The sequence below is a fragment of the Thalassobaculum fulvum genome, assembly GCF_014652915.1.
Classification (GTDB): domain Bacteria; phylum Pseudomonadota; class Alphaproteobacteria; order Thalassobaculales; family Thalassobaculaceae; genus Thalassobaculum_A; species Thalassobaculum_A fulvum.
In genome coordinates, this window is sequence record NZ_BMZS01000006.1 from 299,310 (window position 1) to 320,542 (window position 21,233).

20 protein-coding genes are annotated in these 21,233 nt (G+C 71.2%); 5 read left to right on the forward strand and 15 right to left on the reverse strand.

The features are described 5' to 3' along the window. Nucleotides 1–79: 79 nt before the first annotated feature. The 4 genes from IE246_RS14765 to soxR all read right to left on the reverse strand — a co-directional run bounded on the left by IE246_RS14765 (nt 80) and on the right by soxR (nt 2,799). Nucleotides 80–631 carry a cytidine deaminase gene (locus IE246_RS14765; protein WP_189991023.1) on the reverse strand — a complete coding sequence of 184 codons (552 nt, stop codon included), beginning with the start codon at nt 629–631 and terminating at the stop codon, nt 80–82. Nucleotides 632–641: 10 nt separating this feature from the next. Further along, nucleotides 642–1,091, reverse strand: coding sequence for a phosphoribosyl-AMP cyclohydrolase (gene hisI, locus IE246_RS14770; protein WP_189990908.1), 450 nt, complete (start codon nt 1,089–1,091; stop codon nt 642–644). Further along, entirely contained in the window at nt 1,088–2,248 is a 1,161-nt protein-coding gene (locus IE246_RS14775) for a M20 family metallopeptidase (RefSeq protein WP_189990910.1), read from the reverse strand. Before IE246_RS14775 ends, hisI begins: the two co-directional genes overlap by 4 nt. Before the next feature lie 89 nt (nt 2,249–2,337). Beyond that, nucleotides 2,338–2,799, reverse strand: coding sequence for a redox-sensitive transcriptional activator SoxR (gene soxR, locus IE246_RS14780; RefSeq protein WP_189990912.1), 462 nt, complete (start codon nt 2,797–2,799; stop codon nt 2,338–2,340). A gap of 73 nt (nt 2,800–2,872) precedes the next feature. Between soxR and IE246_RS14785 the strand changes: the two genes are divergently transcribed. Both IE246_RS14785 and IE246_RS14790 read left to right on the forward strand, forming a co-directional pair. Next, entirely contained in the window at nt 2,873–3,499 is a 627-nt protein-coding gene (locus IE246_RS14785; protein ID WP_189990914.1) for an NADPH-dependent FMN reductase, read from the forward strand. Further along, complete coding sequence (locus IE246_RS14790; RefSeq protein WP_189990916.1) at nt 3,496–4,632, forward strand: arylamine N-acetyltransferase family protein; 1,137 nt, start codon at nt 3,496–3,498, stop codon at nt 4,630–4,632. Before IE246_RS14785 ends, IE246_RS14790 begins: the two co-directional genes overlap by 4 nt. A gap of 3 nt (nt 4,633–4,635) precedes the next feature. Here the strand turns inward: IE246_RS14790 and IE246_RS14795 are convergent, their stop codons facing one another. Together IE246_RS14795 and IE246_RS14800 are read right to left on the reverse strand one after the other, a co-directional pair. Further along, entirely contained in the window at nt 4,636–5,655 is a 1,020-nt protein-coding gene (locus tag IE246_RS14795) for a sugar phosphate isomerase/epimerase family protein (protein WP_229837142.1), read from the reverse strand. Nucleotides 5,656–5,660: 5 nt separating this feature from the next. Further along, nucleotides 5,661–6,593 (reverse strand): phytanoyl-CoA dioxygenase family protein, encoded by a 933-nt coding sequence (locus IE246_RS14800; RefSeq protein ID WP_189990918.1) that lies wholly within the window; start codon nt 6,591–6,593, stop codon nt 5,661–5,663. 154 nt (nt 6,594–6,747) lie between these two features. On the opposite strand from IE246_RS14800, the gene IE246_RS14805 reads away from it, so the two are divergent. Then, complete coding sequence (locus tag IE246_RS14805; RefSeq protein ID WP_229837144.1) at nt 6,748–7,821, forward strand: LacI family DNA-binding transcriptional regulator; 1,074 nt, start codon at nt 6,748–6,750, stop codon at nt 7,819–7,821. A 31-nt stretch (nt 7,822–7,852) separates the two neighbouring features. On the opposite strand, the gene IE246_RS14810 is transcribed toward IE246_RS14805, so the two are convergent. Next, the gene (locus IE246_RS14810; RefSeq protein WP_189990920.1) at nt 7,853–9,211 is read right to left on the reverse strand and encodes an SGNH/GDSL hydrolase family protein; all 1,359 of its coding nucleotides are present in this window, start codon (nt 9,209–9,211) and stop codon (nt 7,853–7,855) included. A 242-nt stretch (nt 9,212–9,453) separates the two neighbouring features. Between IE246_RS14810 and IE246_RS14815 the strand changes: the two genes are divergently transcribed. After that, nucleotides 9,454–10,329 (forward strand): HAD family acid phosphatase, encoded by an 876-nt coding sequence (locus tag IE246_RS14815; protein WP_189990922.1) that lies wholly within the window; start codon nt 9,454–9,456, stop codon nt 10,327–10,329. A gap of 125 nt (nt 10,330–10,454) precedes the next feature. Here the strand turns inward: IE246_RS14815 and IE246_RS14820 are convergent, their stop codons facing one another. From IE246_RS14820 to IE246_RS14845, 6 genes are all read right to left on the reverse strand, one after another. After that, the gene (locus IE246_RS14820) at nt 10,455–11,657 is read right to left on the reverse strand and encodes a CaiB/BaiF CoA transferase family protein (protein WP_189990924.1); all 1,203 of its coding nucleotides are present in this window, start codon (nt 11,655–11,657) and stop codon (nt 10,455–10,457) included. Beyond that, on the reverse strand, nt 11,654–12,613 hold the full coding sequence (locus IE246_RS14825; RefSeq protein ID WP_189990925.1) for a hydroxymethylglutaryl-CoA lyase: 960 nt from the start codon (nt 12,611–12,613) through the stop codon (nt 11,654–11,656). Before IE246_RS14825 ends, IE246_RS14820 begins: the two co-directional genes overlap by 4 nt. 127 nt (nt 12,614–12,740) lie before the next feature. Beyond that, the gene (locus IE246_RS14830) at nt 12,741–14,234 is read right to left on the reverse strand and encodes a tripartite tricarboxylate transporter permease (protein WP_189990926.1); all 1,494 of its coding nucleotides are present in this window, start codon (nt 14,232–14,234) and stop codon (nt 12,741–12,743) included. Nucleotides 14,235–14,240: 6 nt separating this feature from the next. Continuing rightward, nucleotides 14,241–14,669, reverse strand: coding sequence for a tripartite tricarboxylate transporter TctB family protein (locus IE246_RS14835; protein WP_189990928.1), 429 nt, complete (start codon nt 14,667–14,669; stop codon nt 14,241–14,243). After that, on the reverse strand, nt 14,666–15,640 hold the full coding sequence (locus IE246_RS14840; protein WP_189990929.1) for a Bug family tripartite tricarboxylate transporter substrate binding protein: 975 nt from the start codon (nt 15,638–15,640) through the stop codon (nt 14,666–14,668). Before IE246_RS14840 ends, IE246_RS14835 begins: the two co-directional genes overlap by 4 nt. A gap of 134 nt (nt 15,641–15,774) precedes the next feature. Further along, the gene (locus IE246_RS14845) at nt 15,775–16,479 is read right to left on the reverse strand and encodes a putative 2OG-Fe(II) oxygenase (RefSeq protein ID WP_189990931.1); all 705 of its coding nucleotides are present in this window, start codon (nt 16,477–16,479) and stop codon (nt 15,775–15,777) included. 263 nt (nt 16,480–16,742) lie between these two features. Here IE246_RS14845 and IE246_RS14850 point away from each other — a divergent pair, with 263 nt between their 5' ends. Continuing rightward, the gene (locus tag IE246_RS14850) at nt 16,743–18,071 is read left to right on the forward strand and encodes a PAS domain-containing sensor histidine kinase (RefSeq protein WP_189990933.1); all 1,329 of its coding nucleotides are present in this window, start codon (nt 16,743–16,745) and stop codon (nt 18,069–18,071) included. Here the strand turns inward: IE246_RS14850 and IE246_RS14855 are convergent. Both IE246_RS14855 and IE246_RS14860 read right to left on the reverse strand, forming a co-directional pair. Beyond that, nucleotides 18,065–19,024 carry a D-2-hydroxyacid dehydrogenase gene (locus IE246_RS14855; RefSeq protein WP_189990935.1) on the reverse strand — a complete coding sequence of 320 codons (960 nt, stop codon included), beginning with the start codon at nt 19,022–19,024 and terminating at the stop codon, nt 18,065–18,067. The genes IE246_RS14850 and IE246_RS14855 overlap by 7 nt on opposite strands. After that, nucleotides 18,987–20,861 carry an adenylate/guanylate cyclase domain-containing protein gene (locus IE246_RS14860; RefSeq protein ID WP_189990937.1) on the reverse strand — a complete coding sequence of 625 codons (1,875 nt, stop codon included), beginning with the start codon at nt 20,859–20,861 and terminating at the stop codon, nt 18,987–18,989. Before IE246_RS14860 ends, IE246_RS14855 begins: the two co-directional genes overlap by 38 nt. Nucleotides 20,862–21,233: the final 372 nt, after the last annotated feature.

The following is a 21,233-nucleotide window of genomic DNA, read 5'->3' on the forward strand; positions in this document are numbered from 1 at the left end:
CCTCTCCCTTCGTCATTCCGGAGAGGGCGCGTAGGCGCCCGGCTCCGGAACCCACCCGCCGCCGCGACGCCGAAAGACGCTACCGGTCCAGCCGGAACGGGTAGGGCAGCAGCCGCTCGAGATCGAGGATCTCGCCGAGCGAGCCGTCCTCGCCGGAATCGATCAGCACCAGGCTCGGCGGCTCGTCGGTCGCGAACTCGGCGATGAACTGCCGGCAGATCCCGCAGGGCGACCGGTCGGCCAGGCGGGCGTGCAGCGCCCGGGCGCACGACACCGCCAGCACCGAGAGCCTGCGGAACCCGGCCGAGGACGCCTGGGTCAGGGCCGTGCGCTCGGCACAGATGGTGCCGCCATAGCTGGCGTTCTCGACGTTGGTGCCGACGAACACCCGGCGCTCCGGGTCGTCGGCCATGACCAGGGCGGCGCCGACCGCGAACCCCGAGTACGGCGCGTGGGCGTTGGCCGCCGCGCCGCGGGCCGCGTCGCGCAGCCGGGCCAGTTCCTCGGGGTCGACCGACACCCGGCGCTCCGGGATCGCCCGCGACGGCACCGTCAGCCGGCCAAGCGGCGTTTCCGTCACCGCCGCCGTCCTGGCCACCGCCGGCAACGTCACCTCGACCGTTCCGCTCACAACTCGCTCCTCAAGGCTTGGTCTTGTAGACCGCCTTGGGATCGTACGCCTTCGGGCCCGTCGTCTCCAGCCGCACCCCGCCGGCGCCGTCGGGCGCGACCCGCCGGAAGAAGCACGACCGGTAGCCGACATGGCAGGCCCCCGGGCCTTCCTGCTCGACCAGCAGCAGCACCGCGTCCTGGTCGCAGTCCAGCCGGACCTCCCGGACCTTCTGGACATGGCCGCTGGTGCCGCCCTTGCGCCACATCTCGCGGCGCGAGCGCGACCAGTAGTGGGCCTCGCCGGTCTCGATCGTGGCCTTCAGCGCCTCGGCGTTCATCCAGGCCATCATCAGCACCGTGCCGTCCCCGGCATCGGAGGCGATCGCCGGGATCAGCCCGTCGGCGTCGAACTTCGGGGCGAGTGCCGTGCCCTCCTCGATCTCGGCATGGCTGCCGCGCGCGGCAAATTCCACCGTCATTTCAGGCCTCCCAGCAGCTCGACCCACATGGCCGCGCGCGGTTCCAGCGACGACACGTAGATCTGCTCGTGCAGGGTATGCGCGCCCTTGCCGTCGGCCCCGAGGCCGTCCAGCGTCGGAATGCCGAGGGCGGCGGTGAAGTTGCCGTCCGACCCGCCGCCGGTCAGCGGCGTCGACACCAGCTCGAGCCCGGTCTTGGCGGCCAGCTCCCGGGCCTGCTCGAACAGCGCGTCGATCGCCTCCGAGCGCTCGTAGGGCGGCCGGTTCATGCCGCCGGAGATCTCGACCTCGACGTCCGGGTCGCGCGCCACCCGGTTCAGGATCTTCGCCGTCAGCTCCTCGCCGTCGGCCGCGGTGACCACCCGCAGGTCGATCTCGGCGCTCGCCTCGCGCGGCACCACGTTGACCCCGGTGCCGCCCTGGATCATCCCGACATTGGTGGTCACGCCGCGCTCGTAGTCGGTATAGCCCTCGATCTCCAGGATGTGGTGGGCCAGTTCCCTGACCGCGCTGCGGCCGTCCTGGTGCTGGGCGCCGGCATGCGCCGGCCGGCCGGTGATCTTCAGCTCGAACCGCCCGACGCCCTTGCGCGCCGTCACGATCTTGCCGCCGTCGCGGGCCGGCTCGGTGACCAGCACGTACTTCGCCCTGCGGCCCTCGCGCTCGATGACCTCGCGGCTGGTCGGGCTGCCGACCTCCTCCTCCGAGACGTACAGGAAGGTCACCGGCAGGCCGTTGGCCCGGCCGAGCCGCTTCAGGTGGCGCCAAGCGTAGTACGGCAGGTAGGCGCCCGCCTTCATGTCGTAGATGCCGGGGCCGAAGACCGAATCGCCCTCGCGCCGGATCGGGTTGGCGGCGTCCTTGGTGCCCAGCGGGTGCACCGTGTCCATGTGCGACAGCACCAGGATCGACGGCTCGCCCTCCTTCCAGTCGGGCGAGCGCACCAGCACGTGGTCGCCGAACCCGTCGCGCCCCGGAATCCGCTCGACCGTGCAGCCGACGTCAGACCAGACCGTCTGCACCTTGTCGGCCAGCTTGTTGACCTCGGCGCCGTGGTAGGTCGGGGTCTCGACCTCGACCCAGTCGAGGATGCCCTCGAGGATCTCCTCGGCGTCGATACGGGGCTCGTTCTCGCGGGGTGCGGCCGCGTCGGTCATCGGGTGCTCCAGTCGGCTGGCGTTCGGAAGGACCGGCATATTAGGCCGCCGGGGAAGGGCCGCAAGGCGTTCCGCCCCCGGAAACCCCGCTAGTCCGGATCGAGCAGCCGCGCCCCCGCCCCCTGGCCGGCCAGCACGTCGTCCGGGTTGCACAGCGGGCAGGCGCCGACCGACAGGCAGCCGCAGCCGATGCACAGGTCCAGCAGGTCGCGCAGGCGCGTCAGCCGGCGGATCCGGTCGTCCAGGTCGCCGCGCCAATGGGTCGACAGCCGCCGCCAGTCCTCGGTGGTCGGCGTCGCGTCCTCCGGCAGGCCGCTCAAGGCCTCGCGGATCTCGGCCAGCGGGATGCCGACCCGCTGGGCCGTCTTGATCACCGCAACCCGCCGCAGCACCGCGCGCGGATAGCGGCGCTGGTTGCCGGCGGTACGCTGGCTGCGGATCAGCCCCTTGGTCTCGTAGAAGTGCAGCGCCGACACCGCCACACCGCTGCGCGCGGCGACTTCGCCGACGGTGAGCTGCCGATCGGCCGGCCCCTGAAATTTCTTCGCCATGCCTCTTGACCTGAACTTTACTTGAGGTTCCATATCCTCGCACTCATGGTATCGGAACACCAGGAGTGCACGCATGAACCCATCCCCCAGTCCCGCCGGCGCGACCATCGACGCGGCGCCAATCGACGTGGCGCCAATCGATGTGGCGGTCATCTACGGCAGCGCCCGCGAAGGGCGGCTCTGCGACACCGTCGCCGGCTGGACCATCGCCCGCATCGAGGCGGCCGGCGGCTTCGCCGTCGATGTCCTGGACCCGGCCGACGCCGACGTGGCCCGCGGGATCGACGGCAAGGACCCGGCGGCGCGGGCCACCCTGCGCGCGCGGATCGCCCGGGCCGACGCCTACGTGGTGGTCAGCCCGGAGTACAATCACTCCTTCCCGGCGCCGCTGAAGGCGCTGATCGACTCCGCCAAGCAGGAATGGGAGGCCAAGCCGGTGGCGTTCGTGTCCTACGGAGGGGTATCCGGCGGCCTGCGGGCGGTCGAGCACCTGCGGCACGTGTTCGCCGAACTGCATGCGGTCGGCACTCGCGACGGCGTGGCCTTCGCCAACGCGGCCGGCCAGTTCGGCGACGGCCGGCTGCGCAACCCGGAAGGTGCCGAGAAGGCGGCGGCGACCATGCTGGCCCGCCTGTCCTGGTGGGCGAGCGCCCTGCGCCGGGCCCGCGAGTTCACCCCCTATGCGAAGGCCGTGGCATGACCCGACAACCCGAAGCCCCGGCCGCCTCGCCGGCCCGTATCCTGGTCCTCGGCCGCTCGCAGAACGCCATCGACACGGTGCTGCACGGACTGGCCCAGCTCGGCCACGCGGCCCAGGGGTCGAGCCGGCCCGAGCAGGCGGCCGCCGACTTCGATCCGGCCGCATTCGACCTGGTGGCGATCGGCGGCAGCGTCGACGGCGCGACCCGGGCCGCCGTCAAGCAGGCCTTCGCCGCACGCCACCCGTCGATCCGGCTGGTCGACGTCCAGGCCCCGGTCGCGGTCCGGCAGATCCTGGCGGCCCTGGCCGGGACGGAGGCGGCGCCGGCGGTCGACCTGGACCAGTACTTCGCGCGGGTCGGCTACCGCGGACCGCGGACCGCCGACCTCGCCACCCTCAAGGCGCTGCACGAGCTGCAGCCGGCGGCGATCCCGTTCGAGGGGATCGACGCCCTGCTCGGCCGCGGCATCGACCTGACCCCCGGCGCAGTCGACCGCAAGCTGCTGGGCTCGACCCGCGGCGGCTACTGCTTCGAGCAGAACAGCCTGTTCCGCCGCGTCCTGACCACGCTGGGCTACCCGGTGACGCCGATGATGGGCCGGGTGCTCTGGAACATGCCGCCGGGTGCGCGCCCGCAGCCGCGCACCCACCAGGTGCTGCGGACCGAGCTGGACGGCGTGCCCTGGCTGGTCGACGTCGGCTTCGGCAGCGTGGTCCCGACCGAGCCGTTGCGCCTCGACACCGAGGAGGCGCAGGAGACCCGGCACGAGACCTTCCGGGTCATCCCGTTCGGCACCGAGTTGCTGCTGCAGGCGCGGCGCGACGGCGTGTGGCTGTCGGTCTACCAGATCTCGCAGGACGCCGTGCAGGACGCCGACCTGGAAGCCGCCAACTGGTTCACCTCGACCCATCCGGAGTCGAACTTCCGGCGCAACCTGCTGGTGACACGGGTCACGCCGGAGGCGCGCCACACCCTGTTCAACTCCCGCTACACGGTACGCCGGCCGGGCCGGGCGCAGGAACAGCACCAGCTCGACGCCGGCGGCATCGAGCGCACCCTGGTCGAGACGTTCGGCCTGCCGGTCGAGCCCGGCTGGCGGCCGGCCATCGAGCGGGCGGCGGCCGCCGGGTAGCGGTCAGCCGTTCCGGGAAGCCGATATCTCGGCCCAGGTCTCGCGCAGCCACCCGGCGCAGGCGATCGACTGCTCGAACAGCGAGTAGCGGCAGCCCTCGCCGTAGTCGAGGTTGGGGATGAACTCGGTGCTGATCTGGCCGAGCCGGCTTTCCGGGTCGGCGGCGTGGTGGCGCATCAGCTGGCGCACCACTTCCTTCCACGGCTCCAGCAGGGCGCCGTCCCAGGCGGCGTCGTAGTTGCCCGGACCGGGATCGACGAACGGGTACTGGATGCCGCGGCCCGGCTTGCCGTCCGGGCCGGTCGCCGCGGTGTTGCGCGGGTTGTTCGGCACCGCCGCGCGGGCGTGGCAGTGCCGGACCCAGCCGGCCTCGATCCAGGTCCCGCAGACGTGGCCCGGCCGATACGGGTCCAGCACCAGCCGGCCGGCCGCGACGTCCTCGCGGATGCCGGAGACGTCCTGCTCGTCGGGATGGTCGATCTTGAAGATCACGTGGCTGTGGTCGAGGGTCATGCGGAACGGCAGGCCGCGCCCCTCGACCAGGCGGGCGACCGTCTCGACCCGCCGGAAATCCTCCGACCACATGTTGACGTGGATCTCGAAGCACGGCTCGACCCCGCGCTTGGCGCCCTCCTCGAAGGCGAAGGCGTAGAACTCGGCGACGTCCTCGTCGGTCGCCGGCCGGCCGTCGGCGCGCAGGGTCTTGACCTGGACGTTGTGGATCGTCGAGCCGAGCCGGCGGGCGGTGTCCAGGTTCTTCAGCAGCAGCGGCTCGTCCTCGCCGAGGGCGTAGAACCAGCCGCCGCAGCGCACCGGGATGCCGTACTTCTCGCTGGCCCGCGCGAAATCCTCGATCTGGTCCGGGTCCGGGGTCTTGTCGACGTAGTCGAACACGCCGGCGTCGCGGACCATGCGGAACCGGGTGTCGACGTCCGGCATCGCCTCGGCATGGGTGTGCTTGATGCCGTTGGTCTGGATGCCGATCGGCAGCGCCTTCGCCGCGGCCGCCCTGACAGTCGCCACGGCGTTCACCCCATCATCGAGGCGAAAGCGCTGCGAGCACCGCCGGTCTTCTGGGTCTTGAAGATCGACCCGGCATCCGGTGCCGGCGGCAGCGGGATGCGGACCGGATTGGCCACCACCCGCGGCTGCGTGGTCGGCTGGCCGCAGATCATCCGGTTCTGCACCAGATCCTCCCAGAGCTGGCGCTGCGGCAGGCGCTGATAGTAGGAGGCACCGCCGACCAGCGGCCAGGCGTCGGCCGCCAGGCACTCGTAGAACAGGATCAGCCGGGCGCGGTCGCTCATGTTCGGGGCCGAGCCGTGCAGCAGCCGGACGTGGTGGACGGTCATCGAGCCGGCCTTGCCGGTCAGGGTGACGATCCTGTCCTGGTGGAAGTCGGCGTCGTCCGGGTCGACCGCGCCGCAGAACACGCCGTCCTTGTTGGTGTGCGCCAGTACCGGGCCCTTGTGGGAACCGGGTATGACCTGCAGCGGGCCGTTGGCCTCGTCGACGTCCTCGAGCATCAGCCCGACCGCCAGCAGGTCGTCGTTGGTGTGCGGGTAGAACGCCCAGTCCTGGTGCCACTCGACCGCAGCACCGCCGCCGGGCGCCTTGGTGTTCAGCTTGGCGGTGCTGAGCGCGATGTTCGGGCCGAGCAGCGCCTTCAGCACGTCGGTGATGCGGCTGTTGACCAGGGTGTCCCAGTAGATCGGGTGCTGCTTGTGCGGCAGCTTGATGCGGGTCAGCCGGGGGTTCTCGGCGGTGTGCCCCTCGTCCAGGTCGAAGACGTCGTCGCTCTCGGTCACGGCGCGCGACCGGTCGATCAGGTCGTAGGTGACCTTGCGCATCGCGTCGAGCTGGGCCGGGGTGATGGCGTTCTCGACCAGCAGGTAGCCGTTGTCGCGGTAGAACGTGATCTGGTCGTCGGTCAACGCGGCGGCGGCGGCCTGGACGTTCATGGCGGCTCCTCCTGGCAGCGGGTCCGCCCGCGCCATGATCGTACGGCAGCGTCAGCCCGGCTTCTCCAACCGGCGTCACTATGTTATCGATAACATCGAGGAGTCAACGCGGAATGTTATCGATGTCATTCTCGGTCTTTGCGACGGTTGAACGATGAACGACGCTGCTCCCCCACCGCACCGCTGGGTGACCATGCAGGACGTCGCGCGGGCCGCCGGGGTGTCGACCATCACGGTGTCGCGGGTGCTGCGCACGCCCGAGAAGGTCAAGGCAGCGACCCGCGCGCGCGTAGTAGCGGCGGTGCGCGAGCTCGGCTACGTCCCGGACCAGGGGGCGGGCGCCCTGTCGTCGCGCGAGAGCCGGCTGGTCGCCGCCCTGGTCTCGACCCTGTCCGGCTCGATCTTCGCCTCGACCGTCGACGGGTTGGCGCAGAGCCTGCGCGAGGCCGGCCACCAGCTGCTGCTCGGCACCACCGAGTACTCGAGCGCCACCGAGGAGGCGCTGGTCGCCACGGCGCTGAGCCGCCGGCCGGACGGCATCGTGCTGACCAGCGGCGACCACACCACGGCCGCCCGCAGCATGCTGGCCGGCGCCGGCATCCCGGTGGTCGAGGTCTGGGAACTGCCCGAGGACCCGGTCGACATGGCGGTCGGGTTCTCCAACCAGGAGGCCGGCCGGGCGATGACCCGGCACCTGCACGCCACCGGCCGCCGGCGCATCGGCTTCGTGGGTGGTGGCCGGCAAGCCGGCAGGGGTGGTGGCCGGCCAGCCGCCGGCGGCGGTGCCGCCGACGGGGATCGCCGCGGCAGGCTGCGCCGCCGGGGCTACGAGGCAGCACTCGCCGAGCTCGGCCTCGGCGCGCCGCGCGTGGTCCCGGAGCCGGCCGACGGCTCGATGGTCGAGCGCGGCGCCCGCGACCTCGCCGCCCTGCTGGAGTGCTGGCCCGACACCGACGCGGTGTTCTGCTCCAGCGATTCCGCGGCGCTGGGCGCCGTCAGCGAGGCCCGGCGCCGCGGCATCGCGGTGCCCGACCGGCTGGCGATCGCCGGTTTCGGCGACTTCGAGTTCGCCGGCGAGCTCGGCCTCGGCCTGACCACCGTCAGCATCCCCGGCCGCGCGATCGGCGCCGAGGCCGGGCGCATGCTGCTGGCGCGCAAGAGCGGCGAGCCGGTCGAGACGCCGATCCTCGACCTCGGCTTCACCATCGTGCGGCGGGCGACCGCCTGAGCGTCCGCGCGCCGCCGCCGCGCTCGGGCGTTCAGTCGATCTTGAACTTGGCGGCGGCGTCCATGAGGCCGGCGACCGCGGCCTCCTCGTGGCCGGCCGCCGCCGGATCGGGCTGGTCCAGCAACCGCGCCCGGCGGATGTCGAGCCACAGCCACAGCGCCACGCTCCAGATCCGCGGCATCTGCTGCAGCAGGGTGTCGCGCTGGTACACACCCTCCAGGTTCAGCCGGCGGCCGCTGCCCATGGCGTCGAGCACGCTCTGTGCCAGCACCCCGTAGCCGAGGGTGCTCAGATGCATGCCGTCCAGGCTCTGCAGCCCGCCGCTCCGGAACGCCGGGAACGGGAACGGCGCGGCCTCGAGGATGGTGTTGGTGAAGCGCTTGCGGTCGGCCATGCGCAACCCGTTGGTCGGGGTGTCGGGTTCATGCTTGGCGTTCAGCCGCTTCAGCACCGCGGCGACGTCGACGAAATGGAACCGCGCCTGGTTCTTCGAGCGGATGTAGTCGAGGGTGTAGGCGTTGTGCTCGGCGACGTCCTGGTCGAGAACCGCCATCTGGGCCGCGCTGATGGTTCCGTAGCTGCCGAGGCTGAAGGCGTTCTCGTACTCGGCGTAGTAGCCGCCCTCCGGCGGCCGGTTGTTGGTGGCGTAGTAGTCGACCGGCATCAGGTTGGAGACCGTGCTCGGCAGCACCAGGCCGTTGAAGTAGATCTCGGTCTCCGCCGGCAGGGCGGCCAGCGCGTCGACCAGGTCCCGCAGCGCCGGCCGGGCGTTCGCGTAGCGGATGTCGGCGCGGGCGTCGAACGCCATGGCGTACAGGCCGTCGTTGCTGCCGATGTTCACCAGCAGGGCCTTCGGCCTGCGGATCGCCGCGATCTCCACGGCGGTCTTCCCCATCAGCTCGTCCAGGCCGCGCGGGTTGAGCACGAAGCGCGTGTTCAGCGCGAAGTACAGGCCGGCGAGCCGGGCGATCACCCCGTCGGCATCGTCGATCTGCCCGGCGTTCATGGCGTGCAGCTCGACCTCGGCGGTCTCGGCGGTCCGTTCGATGAGGTCCCGGTACACCGTCGAGGCGATCGACAGGTTGTCGAACACCGGCAGGCCGGAGCGCGGCGCCGGGGCCGGCAGCCAGTAACGGAAGTTGTCCAGGATGTCCGCCTTGATGCCGCCGACGTCGGGCAGCATGTGCACGTACTTCTCGAAGTCGATCAGCATCGGCCGGCCGTAGTCCGGGCAGGCGAAGCGCCGGCGGATTCCCAGCCCCTCGGCGACCAGCGACGGTGCGCTGAGTTGCGACAGCTCGTTGTTGATCGAGAGCGAGCGGACGCCGTTGTAGATCGAGTCCCCGATCGCCATCAGCTCGGGTTGCGGCAAGCTGTCGAGCACGCCCATGGCCACCTCCGTTGCGACACGTGCATTGCGGGGTCGACCCTAGCCGCGCACCAGCATCGCGCGCATACCGCAAAGAGGGGATGCCGCGACGGGCCGGGCGCGATTGCGCTTGGCCGGCGGGCCGACCGCCGGCAACATGTTCGGAACCGAACATGAGTCGCGGCCCGAAGGGTGCACAGGGGGGCGCATCGGGCCGCCGCCAGCAGTGCGTTCGGGATCACAGGGAAACAGAGAGGCACACCATGTTCGACACCATGCACCGCCGCCCGCTCGCCGGGCTGGTCGCGGCTGGACTGTTCGCGCTGACCGCGGCGGGGTCCACGTCGGCCCTCGCCGCCGACCCGGCGCCGAACGACGGCCTGAACGCGACCTACTGGACGCAGCGGGCCGTCGAGTTCAAGGCCAACGCCTACGGGCTCTACAAGCTGGCGGAGCTGCGCCTCGACCAGGCCCTGGCCGACAACAGCTGGACGGCGCTGCCGGGCGAGCAGGCGTCCGGCTACGAGAGCCTGCCGACGGCGGTCATCCTCGACCTCGACGAGACCGTGATGGACAACTCGGGCTATCAGGCCTGGACCGTGAAGAGCGGCAACGGCTTCAGCTCGAAGACCTGGACCGCCTATGTGAACACCGAGACCTCCGGTGCCGTCCCCGGCTCGCTCGAGTTCATCAAGTACGCCCAGTCGAAGGGCGTGGCGATCTTCTACGTCTCGAACCGCAAGGACATCGAGGAGAAGGCCACGATCGCCAACCTGAAGAGCCTCGGCTATCCGGTCGCCGACGACGGCAGCAACGTGCTGGTGCGCGGCGAGAAGGAGGAGTGGAAGAAGTCGGCGAAGAGCCCGCGGCGCATGGCGGTCGGCGCCACCCACCGGGTGCTGCTGAACATCGGCGACAACCTGGGCGACTTCACCGACGAGTCGGACGGCACGCCGGACGAGCGCCTCGCGGTCTACAAGAAGCACCAGGACATGTGGGGCAAGCAGTGGATCATGATCGCCAACCCGACCTACGGCTCGTGGGAAGGCGCGGCGTTCGGCTTCAACTGGAAGCTCTCGGACGGCGAGAAGCGCCAGATGAAGCTGGACAAGCTGGACGCCTGGAAGGGCCCGGAGTGACCGGCCGGCCGACCGCCCGCTGACGGAAGCCGACGCGACACCCTGCCGACCTCCCCGCATCGCCCCGATGCGGGGAGGTTTCGGTTTATGGCCCGGTGGTTCGCGGTCGACGGGCGACGCGGGCGTCAGCCCTCGACCAGGATTCCGGCGGCGTACAGGGAATCGATGCCGGCGGCATCCAGCCCGGCGGCCGCCAGGACCTCGCGGTTGTGCTCGCCGATCCGCGGCGGCTGGCGCAGCAGCGGGGCCCGCTGCCGGTCGCCGCCGAACTCCAGCGGCAGGGCCGGCAGCGGCACCAGGTCGCCGCCACCGATCGCCGAGATCGCGGTCTGCAGCAGCCCGCCGCCGGCCAGCAGGTGGGGATCGTCGAACATGTCGGCCGGCCGGCCGACCGGCGCCCACGAGATGTTGGCGGCGTTGCAGCGCGCCCGGACGTCCTCGTACGCCATGCCCCCGATCAGCTCGCGCAGATGCGGGATCAGCGTCGGCCGGTGCTTGGCGCGCAGGGCGTTGGTCGCCAGCTCCGGGTCGGCCGCCATCCCGGCCAGTTCGAACTCGGCGCAAAACCGCTTCCACTGCTGGTCGCTGGTCACCCCGACGAACAGCTGCCGGTGGTCCTGCGTCTCGAACAGGTCGTAGATGCCCCAGGCGCCGCGCCGCGCCGGCATCGGCGGCGGCGCCTCGCCGGTGGCCGCGGTGCCGGCCATGTGCGAGCCGACCAGGAACACCGCCGATTCGAACAGCGCGCTGCCGACCCGCTGGCCCTTGCCGGTGCCGTCGCGCTCGCGCAGGGCCGCCAGCACGCCGGTCACGCCGAACACCGCGCCCAGGATGTCGATGATCGAAGCCCCGGCCCGCAGCGGCTGCCCCGGCGGCCCGGTCATGTGGGCGAGGCCGGACTGGAACTGCACCACCTCGTCGAGCGCCGGCCGGTCCTCGTACGGGCCGGCCAGGAATCCCTTCAGCGCCAGGTACACCAGCCGAGGGTTGATCGCGCTGAGCTGTTCCCAACCGCAGCCGAGCCGCTCCATGGTCCCGGGGCCATAGTTCTCCAGCACGACGTCGGCATCACGGACCAGCCGGTGCACGGTCGCCCGGCCGTCCGGGCTCTTCAGGTCGATCGCCAGGCTTCGCTTGTTGCGGTTGAAGGTCGCGAAGAACCCGGCGGCGAAGCCGGGCAGCCGGCGGGTGTGGTCGCCGCCGGGAGCCGGCTCGACCTTGATCACGTCGGCGCCCATGTCGGCCAGGACCAGGCCGGCGCACGGCCCCATGATGGTGTGGCTGAACTCCAGGACCTTCAGGCCCTGGAGCGGATTCGGCCCGGTCATGCGGCGCGGTTCCGGAAACCGGTGAGGCTGCCGCCGCGCAGCGCGGCGCTGGGCAGCGGGTGGCCGACGATCCGCTCGGCCAGGTGCCCGACGTCGATCAGGGCGTCGAGGTCGACCCCGGTCGCGATCCCCATCTCCTCGCACAGCAGCACCAGTTCCTCGGTGGCGATGTTGCCGGGCGCGCCCTTGTGGGCGGCGAACGGGCAGCCGCCGAGCCCGCCGACCGTGGTGTCGAAACTAGCCACTCCCATCCGCAGGCCGGCATGGGCGTTGGCGATGCCCAGACCCCGGGTATCGTGCAGGTGCAGGGTCAGCCGCAGCTCCGGCCAGCGGCTCCGGACCGCGCCGACGACCCGCTCGATGCGGTCCGGCGTCGCCCATCCCATGGTGTCGGCGAGCCCGAGATCGGTGATCGTCACGCCGGCCTCGGCGGCGATGCCGAGCCCGTCATGCACGGTCTCCAGCACCCGCGCGACCGGAATGTCGCCGGCGAAGTTGCAGCCGAAGGCCGCCATCACGCCGATCCGGGTGACCGGCACCCCGGCCGCCAGATGCGCCTCTGTCTGCTTGCGCATGGCCTCGATGTTGCCCTGGCGGTCGCGGTTCAGGTTCTTCTGCGAGAACAGCTCGGACGCCGCCAGCGCGATCGAGCCGGTGACCTGCAGGCGGTCGCGGAACGCCAGCGCCCGCTCCAGCCCCTTGGCGTTGAACCAGAGGGCGGTGTAGTCGACGCCGGCCCGCGGCGCGAAGCCGGCCACCACGGCCTCGGCGTCGGCCCAGCCCGGCACCAGCTTCGGCGACACGAAGGAGCAGACCTGGATGTGCCGGATCCCGGTGGCGGACAGCGCGTCGATCAGCGCGATCTTGTCCGCGGTCGCGACCGGGCCGGGCTCGATCTGGAAGCCCTCGCGCGGGCCCTCCTCGTTGATGTCGACTCGGCTCGGCAGGTCGGACATGTCAGCGGCTCCTTTCTCCGGAGACGGTCACCACGACGCCCCGGCCGGATCGGCCCGGCCGGGACGGCATCGACAGGTTAGGGTCCGGCCGGCGCCTTGAACAGGCGGGCGCCGGCCGCCAACGGGTTCAGCGGCGGCGGTGGCGGCGGATCGCCGAGACCACCGCGATAGCCAGCAGCGCCGCGGTCGCCGCGTACAGCGACACCGCGATCGTGCTGTCGAACAGGATCGACGCGTCGCCGCCGGAAATGCTGAGGGCGCGCCGGTAGTTGTTCTCCATCTCGGCGCCCAGCAGCAGGCCGAGCACGATCGGCACCAGCGGGATGTCGAGCTTGCGCAGAAGGTAGCCGAGCACGCCGAACCCGACCATCACCAGCAGGTCGAAGGTCGAGTGGTTGATCGAGTACACGCCGACGAAACTGACCATCACCACGGTCGGCAGCAGCAACCACATCGGCAGGGTGAGCAGCCGGGTGAACAGGCCGACCAGCGGCACGTTCAGCAGCAGCAGCACGACGTTGGCGATGTACAGCGAGGCGATCAGCCCCCACACCACGTCCGGCTGCTTCTGGAACAGCAGCGGGCCCGGCGTGATGTTCAGCGAGATCAGCAGCGCCAGCAGCACCGCCGTGGTGCCGCTGCCCGGCACCCCGAGGCTGAGCATCGGGATCAGCGCGCCGCCGGCCGCCGCGTTGTTGCCGGCCTCGGGGGCGGCGACCCCGCGCGGGTCGCCGTGGCCGAAGCTGCCCTGCTTGTCGGAGACCCGCTTCTCCATGGCATACGCCAGGAAGCTGCCGAGCGAGGCCCCGGCCCCCGGCAGCACGCCGGAGACGAAGCCGATCAGCGAGCCGCGGACCATGGCGCCGCCCGCCTTCGCGAGGTCGGACAGCCGGGCATAGGCGCGGTGGACAGCGACCGCCCCCGGGTGGGTGCCGTGGGCATGCTCCAGGTACACCAGGATCTCGCTGATCGCGAACAGCCCGACGATCGCGACGATCGGGTGGAAGCCGTCGAACAGGTGGAAGATCCCGAAGGTGTAGCGGGCGGTGCCGCTGACCGGGTCGAGGCCGACGGTCCCCAGCGCCAGCCCGAAGGCGGCGGCCATCAGGGTCTTCGCCGGGTTGGCGCCGGTGACGCCGCCGATGGTGGCGAACGCCAGGACGTACAGCGCGAAATACTCGGCCGGACCGAAATGGATCGCCACCTTGACCAGCAGCGGTGCGAACAGGGTCAGGCCGATGGTCGACAGGGTGGCGCCGACGAACGACGCGACGGCCGAGATCGCCAGCGCCTCGGCGGCCTTGCCCTTGCGCGCCATCGGATAGCCGTCGAGGCAGGTCATCATCGCCGGCTCGTCGCCCGGGATGTTCAGCATGATCGACGAGATCCGGCCGCCGTACATGGTGCCGTAGTACACGCAGGCCAGCAGGATCAGCGCCGAGGCCGGGTCGAGCCCGAGGGTGAACGCCAGCGGGATCAGGATGGCGACGCCGTTCACCGGGCCGAGGCCGGGCAACGCGCCGACGATCGTGCCGGCCACGCAGCCGAACACGGCGAGGCCCAGATTGGTCGGCGTCAGCGCGACCGTCAGGCCATGGGCGAGGAACGAGAGGATTTCCACGGCAGCCTACTGCAGCGACGGCAGCATCGGTAGATGCAGGCCGAGGATTTGATCGAAGGTCACGAACAGCCCCAGCGAGATCGCCACGGCGGCGACCCCTGCCGCCCTTCGGGTGCCGCGCAGCAGCACCGCCATGATGAAGATCGCGAGGGCGGTGGCCAGCGGAAAGCCGAGCGGCTCGAGGATCAGCGGGTAGACGACCAGCGCCGCCAGCATGACGCCCTGGCGGATCAGCGGGTTGCCCCGCGGCCAATCCGGATCGGCGTCCGGGCGGATCACGAGGTACAGGGCGAACAGCCCCATCGGGACCGCCAGCAGCTTCGGGAAGGCGGAGGGGCCGACCGGATCGCCGAACCCCTCCTCGAAGTTGTTGGCCGTCCAGCCGTACCAGATCGCGAGCGCCGCGATCAGCAGGCCGGTCAGCCGGTCGCTCACTTGATCACCCCGATCGCCTTCGAGACGTCGCGCATGTCCGCCTCGGACTGGCGCACGAAGCCGTCGAACTCCTTGCCGCCGCGCCAGATCAGGGTCAGCCCCTTGGCGGTGGCTTCCTGCTGCCAGGCGTCGGACTTGTACAGCTTGCCGAGCATGTCGACCCAGGCCTGGTACTGCTCGTCGCTGACCTTGCCGGGCATGTAGAAGCCGCGCCAGTTGTAGCCGGTCACGTCGTAGCCCTGCTCCTTGGCGGTCGGCAGGTCCTTGAACGCCGGCAGGCGCTCGTCGGACATGGTCGCCAGCGGGCGGACGTCACCCGACTCCAGGAACCCGGCGATCTCGCCGATGTCGGTCAGCACGACGCCGATGTGCTTGCCCATGAGCTGGGTGACGGCGTCGGAGCCGCCGGAGTACTGGACCCAGCGGATCTTCTTCAGGTCGTCGGTCGGCATACCGGCCTTCTTGGCCAGCAGCAGCAGCCGCAGGTGGTCCCAGCCGCCGACGCCCGACGACCCGCCGGCGACCACCGAGGTCGGGTCCTTCTTCAGCATCTCGAGCAGGGTCTTCAGGTCCTTGATCTCGGACTCCTTGTTCACCATGACGATGCCGACATCGGCGCCGAGCATGGCGACCCAGCGCATGGTGTCGACACCGGCCGGGTACTTATTCTGGGCGATCTGGGTGATGCCGACGGTGCTGGCGGCGACGATCAGGTTCGGGTCGTCGCTGCGCTTGCCGGCAACGTTGGCGAAGGCCACCGCCCCGACGCCGCCCGGCATGTTGGTGACCTGCATCGGGTTGGCGAGCAGCTTCTCCTCGACGAGCAGCTTGCCCACGGTCCGGCAGGTGAAGTCCCATCCGCCGCCGGGGTTGGCCGGGGCGATGCACTCGGTGTTTTCCGGTGTGAAGGCCATCAGCGGCAGGGCCACCGCGGCCAGGCCGACCGCTCGGCCGAGCTTGGTCAGGAACATCTCGCGTCTCTCCCTCGGAGGCTGGTTAACGTTTCGTTACCGAAGGTCACATTTCCCTGCCGGAGGGGCGGTCTGTCAATCCGTCCGGCGGCATGGCACGCATGCCTGCGGGAAGAGCCGCGCAAACGGTGGGCTCACAAGGCCGCGGCGCTTCGCCAGTGCCGGACCGGCGGCATCACGTACTCGATGCCGGCCGCATCCTTGAGCGCCACCACGACGTCGGTCGAGATCGACACCCGCGGCAGCTCGGTCTCGTTCGGTTCGGTGGCGTGATAGGCCTTGGACGGGAAGATGACCACGTCGTCCTCGGCGACCGGCAGATTGACCATCTCGGAGTTCAGGATGCTGCTGGCGGTCAGCAGGCCCGCCGACTGGGCGTGCGGTTCGAACAGGCCGGGCGTGAACTCGTTGGCCGGCTCGGCGTCGTGAAACACCAGGTTGCCGGTCCCCGGCCCCTTGAGCGGATAGTAGACCAGCGAAATGTGGGACTGGTTGTGGCGGTGCCGGCGGATGCTCTGGCCGCGCTCGCTGAGGGTGCCCCAGGCCCGGGTGTAGAACAGGTCGAGCCGACTGTTGTCCACGGACAGGGCGTCGAGGTACTGGCGAAGCCTCAGGTGCAGCGCCTGGAACAGGTCCCGGAACTCCGGGTCGTGGTGCAGGCATTCGGCACCGTTGCGGTCGCCGGTCCACGCGTTGCGCCGGTCCTGGCCGGCCTTCGGGCCCGCCTGCCAGGCCTCGACCACGCGTTCGCCCAGGCGGTGCCGGTACGCCTGCGGCAGGCCGAGCCTGTCCTTGAAGACGGTCAGCGGAAAGCAGTTGAAGATCTCGGGCACGGCCATTCCCCCCGGTCTCGCCCCCAGTCTCGCCAGGGCATAAACGACCGCATTCCCGATGCCCCGCCCCTACCGCGAAGGTTTCGGCTGCAGCTTCTCGCCCCCGGCCATGGTGCGCGAAGCCGCCCGAGAAGGAAACCCCGCGGGCCCTGGGCGGTATTAACCATTTCTTGGGGTTGTCGGCCGATAGTCCGTCGTCGAGCGAGTCGTCGCGGCGGAGGGGAGCACCGGACAACGACGGCGAGCGCCCGACCGGCAGGCTCATCACCATGGTCCCATCCCTCGATCCAGGCAGCATCCTCGTGACCGTCGGCATCGCCGTCGGCGCTGCCGTCGCGGGACTGCTGACCGGCTACCTGCTCGGCCGCCGCCGCAAGACCGGCGACGGACCGGCGGCCGCACCGCTTCCGGGCGTTCCGGCGGACACCGCGCTCACGATCCTGCGCGAATTCCTGCGCAACGCCACCGGCCCGGTGGCGGTCAAAGATTTGAACGGTCGGTTCGTGCTGACGAACGACAAGTTCGCGGAGATCCACGGCCTGACGCCCGAGCAGCTCGCCGGAACCGAGATCGCCGCCCTGTACCCGCCCGAAAAGGTCCGCTTCTTCCAGGAGCAGGACCGCCGCATGCTGGCCGCCGGCGCCACCACCCAGAACGAGGTACGGGCCACCCGCCGCGACGGCACGGCGATGGACCTGCTGACGACCCGGTTCCCGATCCGCGACGACACGGGCGCGATGTTCGCGATCGGGACGATCAACACCGACATCGGCGCCCTCAAGGCGGTCGAGGCCGAACTGCGTGCGCACCGCGACAACCTGGAGGCCGTGGTCGCCCAGCGGACCGACGAGCTACGGCAGATCAACGCCCAGAAGGACCGGTTCTTCTCGATCGTCGCCCACGATCTGCGGGGGCCGTTCAACAGCATCCTCGGGTTCTCGGCCATTCTGATGGAGCGTGCCGACCGGGCGGATCCGGAGAAGCTGAAGCTGTTCGCGACGCACATCCACGAGAGCAGCAAGACGCTGTTCGATCTCCTGAACAACCTGCTCGACTGGTCGCGGCTGCAGATGAACGCGGTGAGCTTCCACACCACCACCTTGTCGGTGTCCGCCGTGGTCGCCGAGGCGATCGGGCAGTGCCGACGGGACGCCGATGCCAAGGACATCGCGATCGAGGCCGGAATCGAGCCCGCGCTCGAGGTCGTCGCCGACCAGACCGCCCTGGTCACCGTCCTTCGAAACGCCGTCGTCAACGCGGTGAAGTTCAGCCCGCCGGGCGGCCGGATCCGCGTCGGCGCCGTCGCCACCGGCGGTCGCACCGAGATCGAGATCGCCGACGACGGCATCGGCATGGACGCCGAGACGCTGGCCGGGCTGTTCGACCTGTCGCGGCGCAACACCCGGCCGGGCACGCTCGGGGAAAGCGGGACCGGGCTCGGCCTGTACATCTGCAGGGAACTCGTCGAGCGTCAGGACGGCATCCTGCGGATCCACAGCACGCCGGACGCCGGCACGGTCGTCAGGATCGTCCTGCCGGCCCCCGCGGCCGGTCCGGAAGCCGCGGCTCCGGCCCGGGCGCCCGCCGAGGCTCAGTAGCCGGCCGCCCGGTCGACGGCCTGGCTCAGCGGCTCGCCGGCCAGGAACCGCCGGAGGTTCTCGACCACCAGTTCGGCCACCAGCGCATCGCGATACGGGTGCAGGCCGCCGACATGCGGCCAGACGCTGATGCCCGGCGTCGTCCAGAATGGATGGTCGGACGGCAGCGGCTCCTGCCGGAACACGTCGAGCACCGCCCCGGCGATGGTGCCGTCGCGCACCGCCGCCACCAGATCGGCGTCGACCACGGCGTCGCCGCGCCCGAAATTCAGCAGGTAGGCGTCGCGGCGCATCGCCGACAGGCGCCGGGCGTTCATGAAGTCGCGGGTCTCGCCGGTCGACGGCATCAGCAGCAGGACGAAGTCGGACTCCGCCAGGACGTCGTCGGTCCGGTCCGGCGTGAACACCTGGTCGACGCCCGGCACCGCGACGCCGGAACGGCGGGTGCCGATCACCCGGATCTCCAGCGCGGCGGCCTTGCGGGCCAGCTCGGCCCCGATCGTGCCGATCCCGAGGATGCCGAGGGTCCTGCCGGCCAGCGGCACCGAGGTCCGGCGGGTCCAGCGGGCCTCGCGCTGGTCGAGCGCGGCGGCGACGATCGGCTTGGTCAGGTGGAACAACGCCGCCAGGATGTTCTCCGGCATCGACACCCGGTGGACCCCGCGCGCGGCGGTCAGCACGATGTCGTCGCGCAGGTCCGGCCGGCCGATCCACATCTCGACCCCGGCGCTCATGGCCTGCAGCCAACGCAGGTTCGGCATTGCCGCAAGCGCCCCCGGCGGGCTGCGCCAGGCGACCAGCGCCGCCGCCCGGGCCGCCAGCGGCTCCGGCACCGGCTCCGCCATCGGCACCACGGCGACGTCGACGCCGTCGGCCAGCCCGGCCGCGGCCAGGGCCTCCAGATACGGCTCGGCGCTATCGATCCACAGCACCAGCAGCGGCTTGTCGCTCATGCCCCGTTCCCTTGCCCGTTCCGCGCCCGCCGACTTCCTGCCGGTCGAACGGCCCGGCCAACCGTAGCACGGCGACCGGCCGTTCCACCCCCCGGACGGCGACCGTCTCGGCGCTCCCCGGCGCGACGTCGGCCAGGACCTCGAGCACCTTCGGATCGTCGGCCAGGCTTTCCGACAGCAGCACCTCGCCCGATCGCGCCAGCCCCTGCAGCCGGGCCGCCAGGTTGACCATCTGCCCGAAATAGTCGAGCCGGTCGTTCAGGGTGACCGCGATGCAGTGACCGGCGTGCACGCCCATCTTGATGGCGATCGCCTCGCCGTCCTGCCGGCCGTTGAACTCGGCGACCCCGGCCTGCACGGCGACCGCGGCGCGCACGGCGTCGGCCGGCTCGGCGAACGCCGCCATCACCGCGTCGCCGATGGTCTTCACGATCGCCCCGTCGTTGTCCCGGATCGTGCGGGCCAGGAACGCGAAATGCTCGCGCACCAGGTGATAGGCCGCGGCATCGCCGATCCGCTCGTACAACGCGGTCGAGCCCGACAGATCGGTGAACAGCAGCGCGATCTGGGCGATCGCCACCTCGTCGCCCGGCCGCAGCACCTCGCCGGCGAACAGGTCGCGGAACGCCTGCAGGGTGGTGACCCGATGGGCGGTCAGGGCGTCCTCGACCCAGCGTCGCGACTCCACCACCACCAGCCGCGGGCGATCGTCCCGGTTCTCCAGGTTCAGCGTCCCGCCGGGCGACGGCGGCCCGGCCCCGACACCCTCGGACCCGACGATCACCGCCGGCATGCCGGCATCGTCGACCGTCACGTCGGCCTGCCCGCCCGGCTCCAGCGTCCGGTAGCGCCACGGCCCCGGCGCCAGACCGGCCGGCACCGAGCGGCGCTCGCCGGCCTCCAGGCGAAGCTGGGCGGCGACGTGCGGCGTCGACATCGGCCCGAACAGGCAGAACTCGCCATCCGCCAGCGGCCGGATGCCGGGGGCCGGCCGGAAGCTGAGCTCGACGTTGCGGGCGAAGTCGCGGTCGTAGCCGATGTTGCAGCTGTCGCAGTGCGCCCTCGTCGGCAGCCGGTCGAGCGCGGTGGCAGCCAGTTGGGCACCGCGGCAGCGCGGGCACAGGACATCCCAGCGCGACTCCAGCAGGCCGTCGCGGACCGCCTGCAGGCACAGCTCGACGGCCTCGCGCTCCGGCACGCCCCAGCGCCGGGCCAGCGCCCTCGGCCGGATCTTCTCGACGTCCAGGTCCTGGCCGTCGGCGATCAGCGCCGCCAGGCGGTCGGCGAGGCCGTGCCCGTTGCCGCTGGCCTCGACCGTCTCGACCAGGCGCTCGAGGCGCCGGCGCCGGGCCGCGTCGAGCGGCGGCCGCGGCGGCGCGTAGGCCACCGGCCGGCGACCGGCCAGATGCTCGCGGACGCGGTCGACCAGCGTCGCGAGCGACCTCTCCGCCCGGCGCAGGAAACCGGCCGCCAGCAGCAGCCGGCCGAACGGCCCGGCCGGCTCCGCCGCCATGGTGTAGCGGCACACCGTCCCGGTCGCGGACGGCCGCAGCTCGGCCACGGCGGTCAGCCGTGCCAGCGGCCCGCGCGAGAACCGCCGCTCGTGCCGGAACCAGCGCTCGCTCACCCACTCTACCGGGATCTCCTCCCAGGCCAGGTCGACCAGGCCGATCCGGGCCTCGGCGAAGAACCGGACCGAGCCGTCCGGCTGCTCCTCGCGGCGCACCGCGTGCTTCGGCAGGCCGGCGGCCTCGTTGAACCGGGCGGTGTCGGCCAGCAGCGGCCACACCGCCGACGGCGGGTGGTCGAACTCCCACTCGACGGTATGCTCGGCCATGGCCGGCCTCCCTCCGCGGTCCCCGCCTCGCGCCCGGGCACCCGGCCCGTGCCAGGCCCGCGCCGGGGTTGAACTCATGGTGCAGACCTTCCCTTGATACGGCTTTCGGCCGGCCCCGGATGCGGAGAGAGTGCCAGAGCATCAGCCGCCGAGGTATCGCCGGTTCTGCTGGACGGTCGTCCGGCACGGAGTATCGATCCGGCGGCGCCCCGACCACGCGGCCCTTCATGCTTTGTTTACTCTCGGAAATCTAACTTTTACGGCGATTGCGATGCTCAGAAGCCTTCGGGACGACGGTCAGCGCAACTCGACAGATCCCCGCTCGATCATCGTCGAGCCCTCTCGCCCGGCCCTTCGAAATCGAAACTCGCC